The sequence below is a fragment of the Pseudomonas sp. REP124 genome, assembly GCF_020164475.1.
In the GTDB taxonomy this organism is placed as follows: domain Bacteria; phylum Pseudomonadota; class Gammaproteobacteria; order Pseudomonadales; family Pseudomonadaceae; genus Aquipseudomonas.
The window spans coordinates 37,137-55,543 of record NZ_JAIQWX010000026.1 but is presented as its reverse complement, the minus strand read 5'-3'; the positions used below and the strand labels follow the sequence as shown (position 1 = coordinate 55,543).

Sequence of the window (18,407 nt, the reverse complement as noted above, 5' to 3'; positions counted from 1 at the left end):
TCTCGATGTGTGCGGCTTCGCCGCACGGCGCTGCGCGCCCACCCCCGGATAAACGCCTCCACTCAGCCTGCCGAAGGGGCGGGTGGGTCAAAATCTAAAGCAAAAGCGCTCGAGGCGAGCTGACACTCGACCTGTTGGTTTTCCGCGTTCCCCGACATGCACACGTACCTGTGGGAGCTGGCTTGCCAGCGATGGCGGCCTGGTAGCCGACCTGATCTCGCGGATGTACCCGAACCCAATGTGGGGGCGCGCTTGCTCGCGAAGGCGGCCTGGTAGCCGACCAGATCTCGCGGATGCATCCGAACCCAATGTGGGAGCGAGCCTGCTCGCGATGAATGCCCGGGCACCTCGGGCATCCAGGTCCCCCGCGTCATCGTTGACCACCATCGCGAGCATGCTCGCTCCTACACTGGGTCCAGGTCGGCCACAAATTTTGTGTTCATCACAGAACCTGTGGGAGCTGGCTTGCCAGCGATGGCGGCCTGGTAGCCGACCTGATCTCGCGGATGTACCCGAACCCAATGTGGGAGCGGGCTTGCTCGCGAAGGCGGCCTGGTAGCCGACCTGATCTCGCGGATGTATCCGAACCCAATGTGGGAGCGAGCCTGCTCGCAATGAATGCCCGGGCACCGCGGGCATCCAGGTGCCCCGCGTCATCGTTGACCACCATCGCGAGCAAGCTAGCTCCTACAGTGGTTCGAGGTCGGCCACAGATTTTGTGTTCATTACAGAACCTGTGGGAGCTGGCTTGCCAGCGATGACGGCCTTGTAGCCGACCAGATCTCGCGGATGTATCCGAACCCAATGTGGGAGCGGGCTCGCTCGCGAAGGCGGTGTGTCCGACGCCGATGATTTGGATGTGCCGGCGTCTTCGCGAGCAAGCCCGCTCCCACAGTTTTTTTGTACATCCGCAAATTCAGGCCGGCCGGTAGGCCGCCTCGCTTTTGCTTTTGCTTTGGCTCTTGATTTTGATGTGCCCCGTCGGAAGGCCGAGCGCAGGTTCTGCGCAGTGGGCAACCCGGCATGGATGCCGGGTTAGCCGCCCCCGGCCATGGATGGCCGATGGCGGCGGGCCCACGGAGCAGGGCCGGAGCGAGGGAATGCCGAGCCACAGCGAGGCACCGTACGTCAGGGGATAAAAGCGTTTGGTTACTTTGCGCTTTTCAAAGTGACCCGCCGTAAGGGCGGAACCGATAGCAGCCGTTACCGCAGAAATGGATATGTACTCAGAAAAGCATCGCGAGCAGGCTCCCACAATGGATCTGGGTACATCCGTGAGATAAAGGTCGGCTCTAAGGCCGCCATCGCAGGCAAGCCAGCTCCCACAGAGATTCAGCGTTGCCCGCAGATATCTCACTCACCAAATCCCAGCCATAAAAAAAACCGCGACCCTCCCCCAAGGGCCGCGGTTTTCACGCCGCGCGATTATCTTTGATACACGGTCGCCTGGTTGGCATCGCCAAACTGTTGAACGTTCGCAGTCTGGGAATTGCCGCCCTGGTCGACGCTGGTGATGTTGCCAGTACCGCCCTGAGTAACGTAGGCCACGTTCATGGTGTCAGCCTGCTTGACGGTGATCATGTTGTCCTCGCCATACAGCTGCGTGGTGTACGCCTGGTTGCCGGTGCCTTCCTGGTTGAACTCGGTGCTGTTGCCGGTGCCGTTGGTGCTGCCCTGGGCCAGGTTGGTGGTGCCGCGCTGATCGGCGATCAGGACGTTGTCGCTACCGTTCTGGTCAAAGTACAACTCGTTATAGGAATCGGCCTGGCTGACCGTGGTTTTGTTGCCGGTACCGGTCTGGTTGGTGGTCATGATGTGGCCGATGCCATCCTGCTTGAAGCTGGCAACGTTGCCATCGCCGTTCTGGTTGACGGTGGCGCGCTGGCTGGAACCGAACTGGCCGCCCAGTTGCGGGCCTTTCCAGTCGCTGGCGTAGACCTTGTTGTCGTTACCCACCGAGTTGGCATTGAGCACATGGCTGTCGCCGCTCTGGTAGGTGAAGTGCACGTTGCCAACGCCTTCTTGATAGATGCCGACGGTGGAGCCGATGGACTCGAACTGGTCGGCATAGATGGCGTTGAGGTCACCCACTTGCAGCACATTGGCCACGTTATCCGAGCCGTAGCTCTGGTCGACGATGGTTTCGTTGGTGTTGCCGAACTGGTTGATGGTGGCCGAGCTGGCGACCTGGGTGTCCTGCCAGACCTCGGTGCCGTTTTCGTCGCCCAACTGGTTGATGGTCGTGGTGCTGCCGTCGCCGTAACGCTGATCGGCATAGGCGTAGTTGACGTTGCCGGACTGGTTGATGCTGATCTGCCCGTTCATCTGAGCGATCTGTTCGGCGGTGGCGTAGTTGCTGTCGCCGTACTGGATGAGCACGGAGTTGTTGCCGCCGCCGACCTGGATCTGTTCGATGTTGGCCTGGTGGTTGTCACCATATTGGAAGGTATGGCCGGTGGTGCCTTCCTGACTGTCCTGATAGACGAACGAGAAGTTGCCGTTGCCTTCCTGCTGCTGCAACACCTCACCGCTGCCGACACCGATCGACTGGCTGGCATGGGCGACGTTGAGGGCGCCGAGCTGGTTCTGGGTGATGACGCTGCCGTCTTCGAACAACTGCTCGGCGTAACCGGCGTTGTAATCGCCGACCTGGTTCTGGGTGATGGTGCTGGTGGCGGTGTCCTGCACGCCGGCCGCGTCGTTGCCGGAGCCGACCTGCAGCTGGGTAATGGTGCTGCCGGGCGCGTTGCTCTGCTTCACGTCGGCGATGTTGGCGGTACCGTATTGGCCCTGGGTGGATTCGCTTTCATCGGCCATTGCCTGGACACTGACAACAACCAGGATTGCGGCGGTAAGGGGCGTCAATTTGAACATGATGAAACCTCCAAGAAGTGCAGTGCTTTAGCGATATTGGGTGACCGAAACGCTCATTCCATTTCCTGCCTGGGTCACAGCACTCTGCTGCCCCGTGCCAGCCTGGACGATGTTGGCGTCGTTGTTGTTGCCGTTCTGGGATATCTGTGCGCGGTTACTGCTGCCGGTCTGGGTAATCGACGCGGAGTTGCCGTAACCCTGCTGGTTGATCAATGCCATCAGGTCGCTGCCTTGTTGCAGGATGTAGGCTTCCTGATTGCTCCCTTGCTGCACGATCTGGCCGAGCAGCGACTGGCCGTTCTGTTGCACCAGTGCGATGTTGGCCTGGCCGTTCTGGTCGATCAGTGCGTGCTGGCCTATCACTACAGGTGGCAGCTCACCCAGATCGGCGCCGGGCGCCAGGTCATCGTTCTCCATCAAATCGTCGGCCCGCGCCCCGGCAGTGCCGCAAAGCAGGAGCAGGCAGAGCAGGGCGGCGGTCGACTTTTTCATGGCGTCTTCCCTTCGCGAGAATCGGGCCCCTCCACCCGGTGAGTGGAGGGGGCGTGGGCTCAGTTCGAAATCACCTGAACTGTGCGGGTGGTGCCTTGGGACGAGGTGATGGTGGCGGTCGGGTTCGCCGACGGAACCACTGTGGTGATGTTGTTCGCCGTGAACCTCCAGCGACCGGTCACCGGCACCGTGGTGGTGCCCAGGGTCTGCAGCCCGGTCGGGGTACTGACCCTGATGGTGATGGTGTTGCCTGTGGTCACCGACGAGGTCCCTGCAAAGTCCCAGGTGAAGCGGTTATTGGAGCGGGCCGACACCGTCGCCGTGGTCACCGCGAAGGTTTCCGCAGCAGGCCGTGGCGAGACTTGCACCGTGACCGTTGCCGGAGTCGTCGAGACGGCGCCGAAGCTGTCCCGGACGAAGTAGGCGAAGGTCGTGGTGAAGGCCGTCGTGACCGTGGCCGGTGGGGTATAGGTCAGGCCGGTACCATTGTTGGTAACGGTGCCGCGACCTGCCGGTGGCTGAGTGAAACTGCTGACGGCGAGCGGCAGGTTGTTTTCCGGATCGGTGTCGTTGACCAGCACATCGATAGGGATTGCCACACCCAATGTCGTGGCGCTGTCGGCCACCGCCGTCGGAGCCTGGTTAGGCGCCACGGTGATGGTCACGGTTGCCGCCGTGGTCGAGGCCAGGCCTTTCACGTCTTGCGCCTTGTAGGTGAATGACGTGGTCAGCGGAGCATTGACGACCGCTGGCGGGGTGTAGACGACCGCGGTAGTACCGCTCAGTACGACGGTGCCCTGGCCTGCAGGTGGTTGAGTCAACGCGGTGATGCTCAGCGGATTGTTGTTATCCGGATCGCTGTCGTTGGCCAGCACGTTGAGGGTAATTGGCACCCCGAAGCTGGTGTTGCCGGTGTCGGCGATGGAGATCGGTGCCTGGTTCTCACCGGTATCCGGCGCTGTACCGACCACGACCACAGGTTCGACATCGACACCGCCGGCGGCGGATTTGATGGTGACACTGGCCGGTGGCTGGCGCAGATCGGTAACCGTCAGGGTTTGCAGCGTGCCGGACTTGGTCAGGCGACCGAAACCCTGGGCAACCATATCCGGAACCACCACTTCATCAGTGGACCTGGCTTCGATGCGCAGCGTGTGATCGCTCCAGCTGTAGCGCGCAGTCTGCACTTTCACAACGTCCGAGACCTTGCTCGATACGGCTGTTGGCCGAGTGGTGCCGCTCGGATTGGTGGCAGTCACCACCACCACCGGTGGCACGTTGGGGCCGACCAGTCGCTGGGCGAAGAACTGGCCATTGGGGTCGCCGACCATGGCGGTCAGGCAAGGTGTGGGCGGTGGTCCGGGAAGCAGTGCCACCGTTTCGCGGAAGCACAGGCTGGAACCGGTCGGCGATTTACCGAAGACTTCCACCTGGGTGCTGCTGGTGCCGGGGCCGGTAGAGGTTCGGCGGTATGTGGCTCGACCGATTTCCACAGGGGTTTGCTGACGGTTGTCGAGCACTTTGCCGGAGACGGTAAAGAGTGTGGTCTGGATGGTGCCCGCCGGACCCTGGATGCGCAGGAAGTTGGTGTTGTTGGGGCTGCCGGTGACCGCTTCGCTGATGTTCGGGTCGCCCACGAAAGTATCGATGGCGCCGGTCTCCGGGTTCACTTCGGTGTAAGGCCCGTTGACGCTGCGCAGGAATGGACCGATCGCACCACCGAGCGCGCCAGTGAAATTGCCCGGTGCGCCGATGCCGACGTCACGGGTGATGTTGATCGCCCGGCGGCCCGGTGCGGTGACGTTGACCGTTTCCTGGCCATAGGGGTGAGTGATGGTGTAGGTCCCGGCGACGGGAATGTTTATCCGCATGCGAATCCGCGCGAAGCTCTGCTGGTCGCCTTCGACCGGGTTTTCCGCAGCGAATGCCGCTTCGATCCCGGCCACATAGGCATCCACGCCATAACCGGCGGCGTTGTTGGCGATGCTGGTTTCAGCCAGGAACCAGAAGGCTTCTGGTGGCCAGTTGTCGGGGAACACCAGAGGCTGGGTGTCGTCGAAGACTCCCGGCTCAGGGTTCAGGATGCACATGTAGGCAGGAGCGCCGGGAGCGCCAGGCGCCCGGGTACTGGTGGCCTTGGATTGGCACAGTTCCAGCGAAAGCAGGTTGTTGTCCTGATACCACATGGGGAATTTCCCCGTGGCGAAGGTGTAGGGGCCGGGGTCGACCGCGGCGAGTTGCGCGAACGCAGCACTGCCGGAGAGCGAGATCGTCAGCCCGAGCGCGTTGAGTGCGAAGCGTGGCCACTTGTTCATGATGCCTCCTGATACGGATCTGGGCATGAGTGCGTTCATTGCACGATGACCACGTCTTCGATGTCGGTACCGCCATTGGATGACGTCACCTTGACCTTGGCCGGCGGAATCGGCGAGATGCCGGTCGACAGCGATTTCACCGCGCCGTCGCCGCTCAGGGCGCCGATCGCGACACCGGTACCGGAGGTGACGGTGAGCACCGGAGGTGAAACTTCATCGCTGGTGGAGGCCACGACGGTGAGCTGCCCGGTGTGCAGGTTGTATTCAGCCTGGGAGATCACCACCAGGTCGGTCAGCGGCGAAGCCACCGTGGTCGGCGTGCTGCTGGGGATGGCCACATGGTTGTCGGCGATCAATGACAAGGTGCTCGGCAACGTCGGGTTGGTGGCGGACTGGGCGTACCAGTGGCCGGTGGTGTCGGCCTCGGTCAGGTTCAGTGCCGGGGTGTTGCTGGTCAGGGTCACGGTGGCCGGTGGTGGCGGGGCCATCACGAACACGTCCTGCTGGGCGACCGGTGCGCTGGCACCGGCCTTGCGCGAGTAAGTGCTGCGCTCGGCAATGATCGGAGTCGGGCGGGCCACGGTCGACAACTTGCCGGAGATGGCCATCACCGTCGTGCGCAGGTCGATCCCGCCAGGGCCTTCGATGCGGATGTAGTTGGTGTTGAACGGGCTGCCGGTGAAGGCTTCTTCCACGTTCGGGTCACCCACGAACTGTTCCGCCGCACCGGTAACCGGGTTGGTCTCGGTGTAAGGACCGTTAAGACTGCGCAGGAATGGGCCGAGGTCGCTCTTGAGTGCGCCGTCGTAGGTTTTCGGCGAGCCGATGCCGATATCGCGGGTCATGTTGATCGCGCGACGGCCGGGGGTATCGACGTTGAACACATCCACGCCGTAGGGGTGGGTGATGACATAGGTGCCGGCAACGGGCACGTCGACCCGGATACGGATCCGGCCAAAACTGACCTGATCACCCTCGACCGGATCTTCGGCGGCGAAGGCGGCTTCCAGGGCGCTGACGTAGGTCAGATCGATACCGCGGGCGGCGTCGACGATCGAACCATCACCGGTAAACCAGAACGCTTCATCGGGAAAATTGGTCGGGAAAACGATGGGCTGCGTGTCGTCGAAGATGCCAGGATTAGGGTTCAAAAGGCACATGTAGGCCGGGGCGCCTGGAGCGCCGGCAACCCTGGAACTGACAGCTTTTGTCAGGCACAGATCAAGGGTCCTTCCGTGGGTGTCCTGATACCAGGCAGCAAAGTTTCCGTTTGCTGGCAGGTAAGGGCCGGTATCTACAGCGAACAACGCGGCTTGAGCAACGCCTTGGGCCAGGGCGGTCACAGCCAGTGCGATCGCGGTTTTGGACAGTAAAGGGTGCATGAGTATTCCCTCTATCAAAGACCTGTCCCTTGAAATGGGTCAGTTGGCAGGTCTTCGGCAACTCCCATGCCAATTGCCGAATTCAGCCGCGAGAGGCCCGGCACACAGGCGTTGACCTGATGTTGGGGGACGGTTCCCCCAAATGTGGGAACGGGCCTTTTTCCCCATAATTGGGGGTAGGTGGGGGCTCAAGATGGGTGGGGGGATGGGTGGGGGGAAAGTGGGGAATGTCCCCGCAGTCGGGCAAACTGCCAGCAGTGGGCTATAAAGCTATAGGGGCATTTGGGGAAAAGGCATTCATGACCACGCTGGCCAAGACACTGCAGTCGGACAAAGGTGATATCCGCTTGAGCACGCGCAAACAACCGTTCAATCTGCTGCGCTGGTTTTCCCTGATCAGCCTGGCGGTGATCGGCACTGTGGCTGTTGCTTTGGGCTCGGTGTCGACCAAATTCGTGATTACCGAAAGCGTGCAGCGTGATGCATTGCTGACCTCACAATTCATCCAGGCCATCGCTTCGGCCGAGGTGCGCCACGTGGCGATTCCCAATGTGCGGACCATGGGCGAACTGCTCGATCCGCGCAAGGACCGGGAATTTGCCGATGTCGACCCGCTGGCCCGGGCCAACGCCCGTGGCGAATTTCTCGACCACATCGAGCATTTGCCGGATGTGATCCTGGCCAATATCTATGCCCCTGACCGCATGGTGATCTGGTCCACCAACCCGGCCCTGATGGGCACCACGATTCATACCGACGAAGATCTCGACAAGGCCTTCTCCACCAAGACCCCGGTTTCAGCCAGCTATCACGATGTCGACAAGACGCGCATGGAGCAGAAGTTCATCACCGCGCCGGAATACATCTTCATCGAAAACTACATTCCGCTGTTCGACATCGAAGGCAAGAACGTAGTGGCCATGGTCGAGATCTACAAGGAACCCAAGGACCTGATCAATCGCATGGAGCGTGGGCTGGTGCTGATCTGGGTGGCCACGGCGCTGGGCGGGGCGCTGATTTATTTCGGGCTGTACTGGATCGTGCGACGTGCGGCGATATTGCTGGCGACCCAGCAAAAACAGCTGATCACCAACGAAACCTTCGTCGCCCTGGGCGAGATGTCATCGGCCGTGGCGCACAGTTTGCGCAATCCTCTCGCGACCATTCGTTCGAGCGCAGAACTGGCGCTGGAATTCGACAGCGGCGCGGCGCACAAGAACATCAACGACATCATCGGTCAGGTCGACCGCATGTCGAAGTGGGTGCGCGAGTTGCTGCAGTCGTTGCGTCCGCTCAATGACGAGGCCGAGTCGGTGAATCTGGTGGCTTCGCTGTACGACAGCCTGATGGCCTTTGAACAACAGATCGCCAAGGGGCGGATCAATGTGGTGTTCGAGCCCAGGGAAACGCCCATGGTGGTCAGCCAGCAGGTACAGCTGACGCAGATCCTCAACAGCCTGCTGGCCAACGCGCTGGAGGCTATGGACGAAGGCGGCACGCTGACGATTGTCATGGCGCCGGCCGATGCTCAGGGCGTGGTGGTGGTCGTCAGCGACACCGGCAAGGGCATGACCAAAGAGCAACGCAAAATGGCCTTCCGGCCGTTTTTCACCACCAAGCAGGGCGGGCTCGGCGTCGGGCTGGTCCTGGTCAAACGGATCATGGAGCGCTTTGGCGGCACCGTGACTCTCGACAGCCGTGAAGGCGAGGGCACCTCGGTGCGCCTGTCGTTCAAGCTGGTCTCCTGAACGAATACCCCAAGCCGGGTGCACCGCTCGCTTCCCCAAAATGGGTGTGAACTTTCCCCGCTAGCGGGTGTCATTCCCCAGTCGCTGCTCCCAAGTTATGGCAAATTGATGTTGCTAAGCCACTGTTTTTCAAGCTTTCGGGACTTTGTAAAAATTAGTTACAAATTTGGCGAAGGATTTGCAAATCCCCCATCACCCCCTTCACGCATAGAGGCGGCAGGTGATGGACACAAAAGCGCGGTACCCCTCCAAGTGGTTGTTGACGCCCTTGAGCGTCGTCCTATCGATGACAATAAGCACAGGGATGCTGCGCGCTAGCCCGATCGACGATGAGCGACAGCCGGAGCCATCGGACCCTTCGGCCTACTACGACGAACCGGCTGATGAGCCAGCGGCACTGAATGCGATCCTCAGCATGCCGGAGGCCAACGAGGATTCTTTTGATCTGCCCGACGGCGTCAAAGGCACCCGCAACACCGAACGGGTGGAAAACCAGCTGCCGCCGTCGCAACAGACCAGTTTCAACTACCCCACCAACGGCAAGCCCAGTCCGCTATACGGAGCCCTGCCGTTCACCCAGCAGATCATGCTGTTCGAGGAATTCGGGCCGGAAAAACTCGACCCCACCACGCCCGCGGCGCAGCTGCCATTCCCGCCACCGGGGATCGGCCCGTTACCCGCCCAGGACCCCAACAACGCGGCCCGCAGCGCACCGCCGGGCCTGGCGCTGGACAACTTCCTGCGTCAACCGGGGCTGACCCCGTTCCCCAGCCAGTTCTCCAACGCGGTGGACCGCAACCCGTGGCAGGCGCAGATCGAGATCTTCCTCAACCGCCATATCGGCTCGTCGGCCGAAGGTCGTCCACCAGGAAAAGGCTGGTCACATCAGCGCTGGAACGAGTTCTATCCGCAGAACGCCTACAAGACCGTACAGACCGGTGCGCGGACCAACGGCGGCTTGCGTGACGATCGGCAAATGCACCACTACGCCGTGGGCGAGTTCGGCCCCGGTGGCCTGTATCACAACGTCACGGGCGTACCGGCAACAGACGGCACCTCCAAGGGCGTGGAGATGCGCCTCCATCCGAAGATGCCGATCCAGAACCACAACTCGGTGTGGACCTTCGACGGCACTCTGCCGCCGAAACTGCTGATGGTCCGTTATGGCCAACCGCTGTTGATGCGCCACTACAACGGCCTGCCGATCGATCCGTCGGCCAACATGGGCTTTGGCCTGCACACCATCAGTACCCACGAACACAACGGTCACTCACCGGCGGAAAGCGACGGTTATGCCAACGCGTTTTTCTTCCCCGGGCAGTACTACGACTATCGCTGGCCGATGCAGCTTGCCGGGTACGACAGCATCAACACCAAGGCCGAAGATCCGCGCGCGGCATTCCCATGCTCGCCGGGTGAAACCCTGTGGACCAATGACACGAGTCCGGGCCTGAAGACTTGCGATCACGGCACCATCAAGATCCGCGGTGACTGGCGCGAGACCATGAGCACCCACTGGTTTCACGACCACATGCTCGATTTCACCGCGCAGAACGTCTACAAGGGCAACGCGGCGATGATGAACTACTACAGCGCCCTGGACCGTGGCAACGAGTCGGTGAACGACGGCGTCAACCTGCGTTTCCCCAGCGGCAGCGCCTTGCCGTGGGGTAACCGCGACTACGACGTCAACCTGCTGTTCGCCGACAAGGCCTGGGATCAGAACGGTCAATTGTGGTTCAACCCGTTCAACACCGACGGCTTCCTGGGGGACCAGGTGGTGGTCAACTGGGGCTGGAAACCGACCCTGGACGTGCGGGCCCGCAGCTACCGGTTCCGCATGCTCAACGGCTCGGTATCGCGCTACTTCAAGTTCGCTCTGGTACGGGAAATCAAGGGCACCAGCGGCGAATTCCAGGGACCCAAAGGCTCAGGCGTGTCCTATGCCCGGGTGCCGTTCCACATGATCGCCAACGACGGCAACATCATGGAACACGCCGTGCCGTTCGACGGCACCATGGACCTGGACGCCGACGGCGACAAACAGAACCACAACGCAATCCTGCCGACCCAGGGCATCGCCGAGCGGTTCGACATCATCGTCAACTTCGCCAAGAACGGCATCCAGCCGGGGGACAAGATCTTCTTCGTCAACCTGCTGGCCCATGACGACGGCAAAGGCCCGAAAGAGCCGATTTCCCTGGCTGATGTGCTGTCGGAGAAATACCTGGCAGTGATCAAGCAGTCCAGCAAGGGACCGCAGTGGGACAAGGGCGATCCGGCGGTGGGCAAGGTGTTGCAACTCAACGTCAAGGCCTACACCGGACAGGACCTGTCCATGGACCCTTCGAAGTACGAACCGGCCAAACCCGGCAAGGCTGAAGGTCTGGTGATGATTCCGCTGAAGATTCACCGCGACAACGCCGCCGACATGGCACAGCTGGCGACTGCCCGTCACCGCAGCTTCATCTTCGGCCGTTCCGACGGCACCGACGAAGCCCCCTGGACGGTCAAGACCGATGGCGGTTTCGGCTATCACATGGACCCACGTCGGTTGAACGCGGCCACCCAGCTGAAAACCGGTCCTACCGATGCCGGCACCACAGGTTTCGGCACCATGGAAGTGTGGAATATCAAGCTCGGCGGCAAGGGCTGGAGCCACCCGGTTCACGTGCACTTCGAGGAGGGGATCATCCTCAGTCGTGGCGGCAAGGCACCGCCTGAATGGGAAAAATGGGCGCGCAAGGACGTCTACCGCATCGGTTCGGAAAACGATGGTCTGGACAGCGTCGAAATGGCAATCAACTTCCGCGAGTTTGCCGGGACCTACATGGAGCACTGTCACAACACCCAGCATGAGGACAACTCGATGCTGCTGCGTTGGGACATTGAACACCCCGGTCAATTCCAGTTGATGCCGACACCGCTGCCAGGCTGGGATGGCGTGCGCTATGTGAGCTCTGCCGCACTGCCGACCTTCCGCTCCGGCGACGGTTCCGGCCCGAAAGTTGCTGTGAAGAAATAAAACAAGAAAAAAAACGGGAGGGTGTCGACATGAAGATGCATACGCCACGCACACGCGCCCTGGGCATGCACCTGATTCTGGTGTTGGTCACCGGTTTGCTGGCCAGCCGGCTGCTGATCGCCAACCCGGTGCCGTCGACACCCGCTCCCGCATCCGCCGAGGCCATTGCCACCGTAACGGCGGAAAAAACCGAAACCAGCGAATCCGCCACCCCCTGGGGTGGCGACTATTTCCCCAACACCTTGCTGACGGATCAGAACGGTCGGCAGGTGCATTTTTTCGATGACCTGATCAAAGACAAGGTGGTGGTGATCAACTTCATCTTCACCTCCTGCAGCGACTCCTGCCCGCTGGAAACCGCGCGGCTGCGCCAGGTGCAGAAGCTGCTCGGCGACCGGGTCGGCAAGGACATCTTTTTCTACTCCATCAGCATCGATCCACTGAGCGATACCCACGAGGTGCTCAAGGTCTATTCACAACGCTTCCAGGTCGGCCCGGGCTGGCTGTTCCTCACCGGCGAGTTCGCCGACGTCACGGAACTGCGCAAGAAGCTTGGCCTGTTCATCGAAGGCGTCGACAACGGCCGCAGCAAGGACCACAACCTGAGCCTGATCGTCGGCAACCAGCAGACCGGTCGCTGGATGAAAGCCTCGCCGTTCGAGAACCCGTGGATCCTGGCCGATCAGTTGGCCAATACCTTGCATAACTGGAAACAGCAGAGTGTTGGCGAAAGTTATGCCGATGCTCCGGAGATCCGCCCGCCGAGCAATGGCGAGGAGCTGTTCCGCACCCGTTGCGCCTCGTGCCACAGCCTCGGGCCAACGGATGGGCAGGGCATCGGCATGCGCAGCATCGGTCCGGACCTGATCGGCGTGACCCTGCAGCGTGATCCGGCCTGGCTCAACCGCTGGATCCGCGAACCGGATCGCGTGTTGGCGGAAAAGGACCCGATCGCAATGGAGCTGTTCGAACGCTACAACAGGATTCCGATGCCCAACCTGCGCCTGGATGAGAAGTCCGCGCAATCGATCATCGAGTTCCTCCAGGAGGAAACCGAGCGGCAGCATCCAGCGAAAAATGCATTGACTGCCGAGAATGAAGAGCCCGAGCACCACCACGCCGTCGCAGCGCCCGGCAGCGCTCAGGGACCGACGCAGATGCAATAGTGGCTAAATACTTTCATTGCGCCGCCCGTGTTGGTCAATGCCACCTACACTGAGGCGAAACACCGCTGAAAAGGCTTGTTGAACCGCGACCAGGACAGTTCCATGCAGACACTGGAAGAACAAAAAATACCTGCGTCGGAAACACCGGCAGCAGAGCAGATCAAGGGCTGGCGACCGCCGTTCAATCTGGTGCGCTGGTTCTCGTTGGCAAGCTTTTTCATCATCGCCGCCGTGGCGTTGGGGCTGGGGTACATTTCCACGCGTTTCGTGGTGGAAGAGAGTATCGAGCGTGATTCGATGTTGACCGCGCAATTCATCCAGGCCATCGGCGATGCGGAAATCCGCCACGCCGAGATCACCCCGTCCCGAACCATGGGGGAGATGCTCGATCCCCGAATGGACAACGACTACCCGGATGTCGAACCCGGTGCACGGGCCAATGCGCGCATCGAGTTTCTCGATCATGTGGAACACCTGCCGGACCTGCTGCTGGCCAACGTCTATGCCCTGGATCGCACGGTGGTCTGGTCGACCAACCCCGAGCTGATCGGCGTGCGCATCCACGATGACGACGAACTGGACGAGTCCTTCGAAATGAAGGAGGCCGTGTCCACCAGCTATCACGAAATCGATGAGGAGCGTCCCGAACAGCGTCTGATGCATGAACCTCAATACCTGTTCATCGAGAACTACATCCCGATGTTCAACGCCGACAGAAGCAAAGTGGTCGCCATGGTGGAAATCTACAAGGAGCCGGCGGATCTGGTGGCGCGCATCCAGCGCGGGTTCAAGGCGATCTGGCTGGCGACCCTGCTGGGCGGGGCGGCGATTTATCTGGGACTGTTCTGGATCGTGCGTCGCGCCGCGTTGCTGCTGCACAGTCAGCAAAAGCAACTGGTGGCCAACGAAACCTTTGTCGCCTTGGGCGAGATGTCTTCGGCGGTCGCCCACAGCCTGCGCAATCCGCTGGCCAATATCCGAACCAGCGCCGAATTGGCCCAGGAAATCGCCAGCCAGCACGCGCAGAAAAATCTTGGCGACATCATCGGTCAGGTTGACCGCATGTCGCGTTGGGTACGGGAATTGCTTGTGTCGTTGCGACCGGTCAATGACGACGTCGATGAGGTGGATCTGGTGTTAGCCATCGAAGACACCCTGGGAGCGTTCGAGGCGCTGATCAAGCGCTCCGATGTGCAAGTGCGTTTCACTCCCAAAAGCGTACCGCCGGTCGTCAGCCAAAAGGTGCTGCTGACGCAAATACTCAATAGCCTGTTTGCTAATTCGCTGGAGGCGATGCCCACGGGAGGCGTATTGAGTATCGAGATTGAAACGCCTGCGCCAGATCGGGTGAGCATGATTCTCAATGACACCGGCAAGGGCATGACCAAGCAGCAGCAACAAATGGTCTTCAAGCCGTTCTTCACCACCAAACAAGGAGGGCTGGGCGTAGGTCTGGCTCTGGTCAAACGGATAATGGAGCGTTTCGAAGGCTCGGTCGAACTGACCAGCCAGGAGCGGGAAGGAACTCGCGTTTGTTTGAATTTTAAAGTGGCAACGGGAGGGGAATATGGAACACAGCATACTGCTGGTCGAGGATGATGAACTCCTTGCCGAGAATATTCAGACTTACCTGGAGCGCAAGGACTTCGAGGTGACGGTCTGCCACTCGGCGGAAAACGCACTGGAGCAATTGAAGACTTTCGTTCCCGATGTGGTGCTGACCGACAACTCGTTGCCGGGCATGAGTGGTCACGACCTGATCCAGAAGCTGCGCGTCAGCGCGCCGGATCTGAAGGTGATCATGATGACCGGCTACGGCAACGTCGAAGACGCCGTGGTGGCGATGAAGGAAGGGGCCTTCCACTACGTGACCAAGCCGGTGGCGTTGCCGGAGCTCAAGGTGCTGCTGGACAAGGCCCTGGCCACCGACCGGATGGAGCGCACGCTGTCGTTCTATCAGGAACGCGAGGCGCAGAAGTCCGGGGTCCAGGCGCTGATCGGCGATTCGGCACCGATGGTTTACCTCAAGAGCACCATCACTCAGTTGCTCGATGCCGAGCGCCGCATGGCCAACACCGATCTGCCTCCCGTGCTGGTCGAAGGCGAAACCGGCACCGGCAAGGAACTGGTGGCCCGCGCCCTGCATTTCGACGGTCCGCGCGCCAAGGGTCCGTTCATTGAATTCAACTGCGCCTCGATTCCGCCCAATCTGGTGGAGGCCGAGCTGTTCGGTCACGAGAAGGGCGCGTTCACCGATGCCAAGGAGCGTCGCCTGGGCCTGGTGGAAGCGGCCGATGGCGGCACGCTGTTTCTCGACGAAGTGGGCGAGATGGACCTGCTGCTTCAGGCCAAGCTGCTGAAGCTGCTGGAAGACCGCAGCATTCGCCGGGTCGGTTCGGTCAAGGAGCGCAAGGTCGACCTGCGGGTGATCAGCGCCACCAACTGCAACCTTGAGCAGATGGTGTTGCAAGGCAAGTTCCGCCGCGACCTGTTCTTCCGCCTGCGCATCATTTCGATCAAGGTGCCGCGCCTGTACGCCCGTGGCGAAGACGTGCTGTTGCTGGCCCGACACTTCCTCGCGGCCCACGGCAAACGTTATGGCAAACCGAACCTGCGTTTCAGCGAGCAGGCCGAGGAGTTGCTGCTCAACTACAGCTGGCCCGGCAACGTGCGCGAGTTGCGCAACATGCTCGAGCAGACCGTATTGCTGGCGCAGAGCGATGTGATCGCGGCCCATCAACTGAACGTGTGCATGAGCCTGGTGGACGAGCCGCCGATGTTCCAGCATGAAGTGCCCGCTGCAGAGCCACGCCCGGCCTACAACGGCACCGAGTCGATGAACCTGCCGGAAGTCGAGCGCGACATGGTGCGCAAGATGCTCGACAAGACCGACTGGAACGTCACCAAGTCCGCGCGGCTGCTGGGTCTTAGCCGCGACATGCTGCGCTACCGGATCGAGAAACTCGGGCTGGCGCGGCCGGACAAGAGGCAGTGGTAGGGGCCAGCGGAGCTGGCAGCTTCGAGCTTGCGGCTTAAAGCTTGTAGCCTGAGGCTGCGGCGCAGCCGCCCTCACAACGTGGGGATCTTTCCTCTGAGGCAAGACAGCGTGCAGGCCGGGTTTTCGACTTCCTGGTTCACGTAGACACCGCGCTCTTCGTCATAGGTGCGGATGAAAACGCGTACGGTGGCATCGGCCACCGTGGGCAGTTGGGAGTCGGAAAACACGTGCTCGCTGGACACCGGCGTGAACGTCTGGGGCGAAGTCGGAATGTACGCGCCCGGCGGTATGGTGCTCAGCGAAGGCGGGGCAGGGTGGGCAAAAGGCTGGTCGGCCCCGTAATAGTTGAATTCACTGCTTGATTGCTCGGTTTGCATCAGGCTGTCGTCGGCCTGTGCCCAGGTGGCGGCGGTCAGGCAAAGGGCAAGCATCAGCGATTGTTTGATCGTGTTCATGGCAGCACCTGCGGCATCGGTTTTCGCGCGTATCCCCAAGGTGATTAACTATAGCGCGCCTTGGCTGACCTCGACCTGTAGCAGCCAGCTGCTACAGTCAGTCGTTTCAAACCGCAGATGGAACGTGCAATGGAAATGCCGACTAAAGAACAGGCCATCGCCAGCAACCGCGATGCCTGGAACGACTCCGCTCGCCACCACAAAGACAATCCTGATTGGCCGGTTCTGCTGAACGCTGTGGCCCAGCGGGACTTTTCCTGTCTTGATGACACCTTGACCAAGGTTCTGAATAAGGTCGGCGTGGACGGCAAGGAAGTGGTGCAACTGGGCTGCAACAATGGCCGGGAAAGCCTTTCCCTGTTTGCCTTGGGCGCGCGGCATGTGGTCGGCGTCGACCAGTCCGCGGCGTTTCTCGACCAGGCGCGGGAACTGGCCACGCGCTCACCTCATCAGCCTGAATTCATCGAGACCGATATCCATCATTTACCGCCCGCCTTGCAGGGGCGTTTCGATGTGGCGTTGATCACCATTGGCGTCTTGGGCTGGATGCCGGACATTGCCGAGTTCTTCCGCCATGTGGCGAGTGTGCTGAAGCCGGGAGGAGCACTGGTGATGTACGAAACCCATCCCTTCCTGGAGATGTTCGACCCCGAAGCCGCCGACCCCTTCGCCCTGGCCACCTCCTACTTCCGCCGCGAGCCCTTTGTGCAGACCGAGCCCATCGTCTATGAAGGCAAGGTCGAACAGCAGGCCGCAGCGTCGTACTGGTTCGTCCACACCCTTGGAGATCTCTTCGGCGGCGCCATCGCGGCGGGGCTGAACATCCGCCATTACCAGGAATACCCGCACTCAAACCGCGAAGAACTGTACGACCGCTATGAACAGCGGGAGGCGCAGTTGCCGATGTGTTTTACCTTGGTGGCTGTGCGTTGACAGCCATCTGTGACCCACCCAAAACCCTGTGGGAGGTGTTCCAGGATCTTTTGATCGCCGCTAAACCTTGTAGGAGCGAGGCTTGCCCGCGAAGAGGCCGGCACATCCAACATCAATGTCGCCAGACCTGACGTCTTCGCGGGCAAGCCTCGCTCCTACAGGGGGCGAATGGAGGCCAACGATGACGCGGGCTGTCTGAGTGTCTGCAGACAGCCCGGTGCCAGTCAGGTAGGTGCCGCTGCGGTGACCACTGGCCGTCCCGGTTTGCGCAGCGGGTCCAGGCGTGAGCCGCTGTAGCGGGTTTCCCGGAAGAAGCGCCAGCGGCCGAAGAGGCCGTACACGTGAGTGACACGACCTTGTTCGTGGTAACCCATGCGGATGTGTAACTTCAAGGCCGGGATGTTGTGAGTTTCGCAGACGTCCACCACCTTGTTGCAGCCCTGTGCGGCCATCGCCTCCCACAGGGCGACCTGCACGTCCACCGACAGACTGCTGCCGAAATAGGCGCGGGTCATCTCGCCACCAAACTCGAAGAACTCACCGGCCTTGACCGGGAACCAGCAACCGTAATAGTGGCGGTCGTGATAGTCGCGCGCGCTGCCCCAGATGAACGCTATCGCATGTCCCTCTTCATCCAGGTACATGTGACCGGTGTGACCTTCGGTCGCCAGCTCCGCCATGGTCTGTACCCGGTCGCCGAAGTGTTTGGCGAAGGCTGTAGCGTTCTGCGGGGTGATGGTCACCTGCCGCACGCCAGAGTAGGGCCGCAGCTTGTGCGGCGGCACCGGGGTCACCAGATCGCGCTCCATCCACAACAACTCCCAGTGGAAAAAAACATAGCGTTTCCACAAGGTGCCGAACGTGCGGCTCAGGCCTTTTTGTTTGATTCGTTCGCCGAGTTTGTCGATCAGGCTCATGGAGCCCTCCTTGGCCTGAATTGGCCGCGCGTGGGTGAAGGTATGTTGGGTATAGATCACGCTGGACGCCGCAGAAAGCGGGCACTTGTCTTAGTTTTGTAT

Annotated in this window: 12 protein-coding genes; 6 read left to right on the top strand and 6 right to left on the bottom strand. The window is 61.0% G+C overall.

The window, feature by feature from the left end; translation table 11 throughout:
• Positions 1–1,425: 1,425 nt before the first annotated feature.
• Genes K9857_RS09265 through K9857_RS09250 form a run of 4 tightly spaced genes read right to left on the bottom strand, consistent with a single transcriptional unit; the run spans position 1,426 to position 7,063 of the window.
• Complete coding sequence (locus tag K9857_RS09265) at positions 1,426–2,874, bottom strand: curlin (RefSeq protein WP_224535097.1); 1,449 nt, start codon at positions 2,872–2,874, stop codon at positions 1,426–1,428.
• A gap of 27 nt (positions 2,875–2,901) precedes the next feature.
• Positions 2,902–3,366 (bottom strand): curlin, encoded by a 465-nt coding sequence (locus K9857_RS09260; protein ID WP_224535095.1) that lies wholly within the window; start codon positions 3,364–3,366, stop codon positions 2,902–2,904.
• A gap of 59 nt (positions 3,367–3,425) precedes the next feature.
• Positions 3,426–5,681 (bottom strand): Ig-like domain-containing protein, encoded by a 2,256-nt coding sequence (locus tag K9857_RS09255; protein WP_224535093.1) that lies wholly within the window; start codon positions 5,679–5,681, stop codon positions 3,426–3,428.
• 35 nt (positions 5,682–5,716) lie between these two features.
• A complete protein-coding gene (locus tag K9857_RS09250; RefSeq protein ID WP_224535092.1) occupies positions 5,717–7,063 on the bottom strand; it encodes a hypothetical protein in 1,347 nt (448 codons plus the stop codon).
• A 299-nt stretch (positions 7,064–7,362) separates the two neighbouring features.
• Here K9857_RS09250 and K9857_RS09245 point away from each other — a divergent pair, with 299 nt between their 5' ends.
• The 5 genes from K9857_RS09245 to K9857_RS09225 all read left to right on the top strand — a co-directional run bounded on the left by K9857_RS09245 (position 7,363) and on the right by K9857_RS09225 (position 16,000).
• Entirely contained in the window at positions 7,363–8,811 is a 1,449-nt protein-coding gene (locus K9857_RS09245; RefSeq protein WP_224535090.1) for an ATP-binding protein, read from the top strand.
• A gap of 223 nt (positions 8,812–9,034) precedes the next feature.
• The gene (locus K9857_RS09240; RefSeq protein ID WP_224535088.1) at positions 9,035–11,836 is read left to right on the top strand and encodes a multicopper oxidase domain-containing protein; all 2,802 of its coding nucleotides are present in this window, start codon (positions 9,035–9,037) and stop codon (positions 11,834–11,836) included.
• Between the two features lie 29 nt (positions 11,837–11,865).
• Positions 11,866–13,002: an SCO family protein gene (locus tag K9857_RS09235; RefSeq protein WP_224535086.1), complete on the top strand. Its 1,137-nt coding sequence runs from the start codon at positions 11,866–11,868 to the stop codon at positions 13,000–13,002.
• 102 nt (positions 13,003–13,104) lie between these two features.
• Positions 13,105–14,601 carry an ATP-binding protein gene (locus K9857_RS09230; RefSeq protein ID WP_224535084.1) on the top strand — a complete coding sequence of 499 codons (1,497 nt, stop codon included), beginning with the start codon at positions 13,105–13,107 and terminating at the stop codon, positions 14,599–14,601.
• Entirely contained in the window at positions 14,570–16,000 is a 1,431-nt protein-coding gene (locus K9857_RS09225) for a sigma-54-dependent transcriptional regulator (protein ID WP_224535082.1), read from the top strand. Before K9857_RS09230 ends, K9857_RS09225 begins: the two co-directional genes overlap by 32 nt.
• Before the next feature lie 71 nt (positions 16,001–16,071).
• On the opposite strand, the gene K9857_RS09220 is transcribed toward K9857_RS09225, so the two are convergent.
• A complete protein-coding gene (locus tag K9857_RS09220) occupies positions 16,072–16,455 on the bottom strand; it encodes a hypothetical protein (RefSeq protein ID WP_224535080.1) in 384 nt (127 codons plus the stop codon).
• Between the two features lie 129 nt (positions 16,456–16,584).
• Here K9857_RS09220 and K9857_RS09215 point away from each other — a divergent pair, with 129 nt between their 5' ends.
• Entirely contained in the window at positions 16,585–17,388 is an 804-nt protein-coding gene (locus tag K9857_RS09215) for a class I SAM-dependent methyltransferase (RefSeq protein ID WP_224535078.1), read from the top strand.
• Positions 17,389–17,612: 224 nt separating this feature from the next.
• Here K9857_RS09215 and K9857_RS09210 read toward each other — a convergent pair whose 3' ends face one another.
• Positions 17,613–18,305, bottom strand: a complete 693-nt coding sequence (locus tag K9857_RS09210; protein WP_224535076.1) for a GNAT family N-acetyltransferase — start codon at positions 18,303–18,305, stop codon at positions 17,613–17,615.
• Positions 18,306–18,407: the final 102 nt, after the last annotated feature.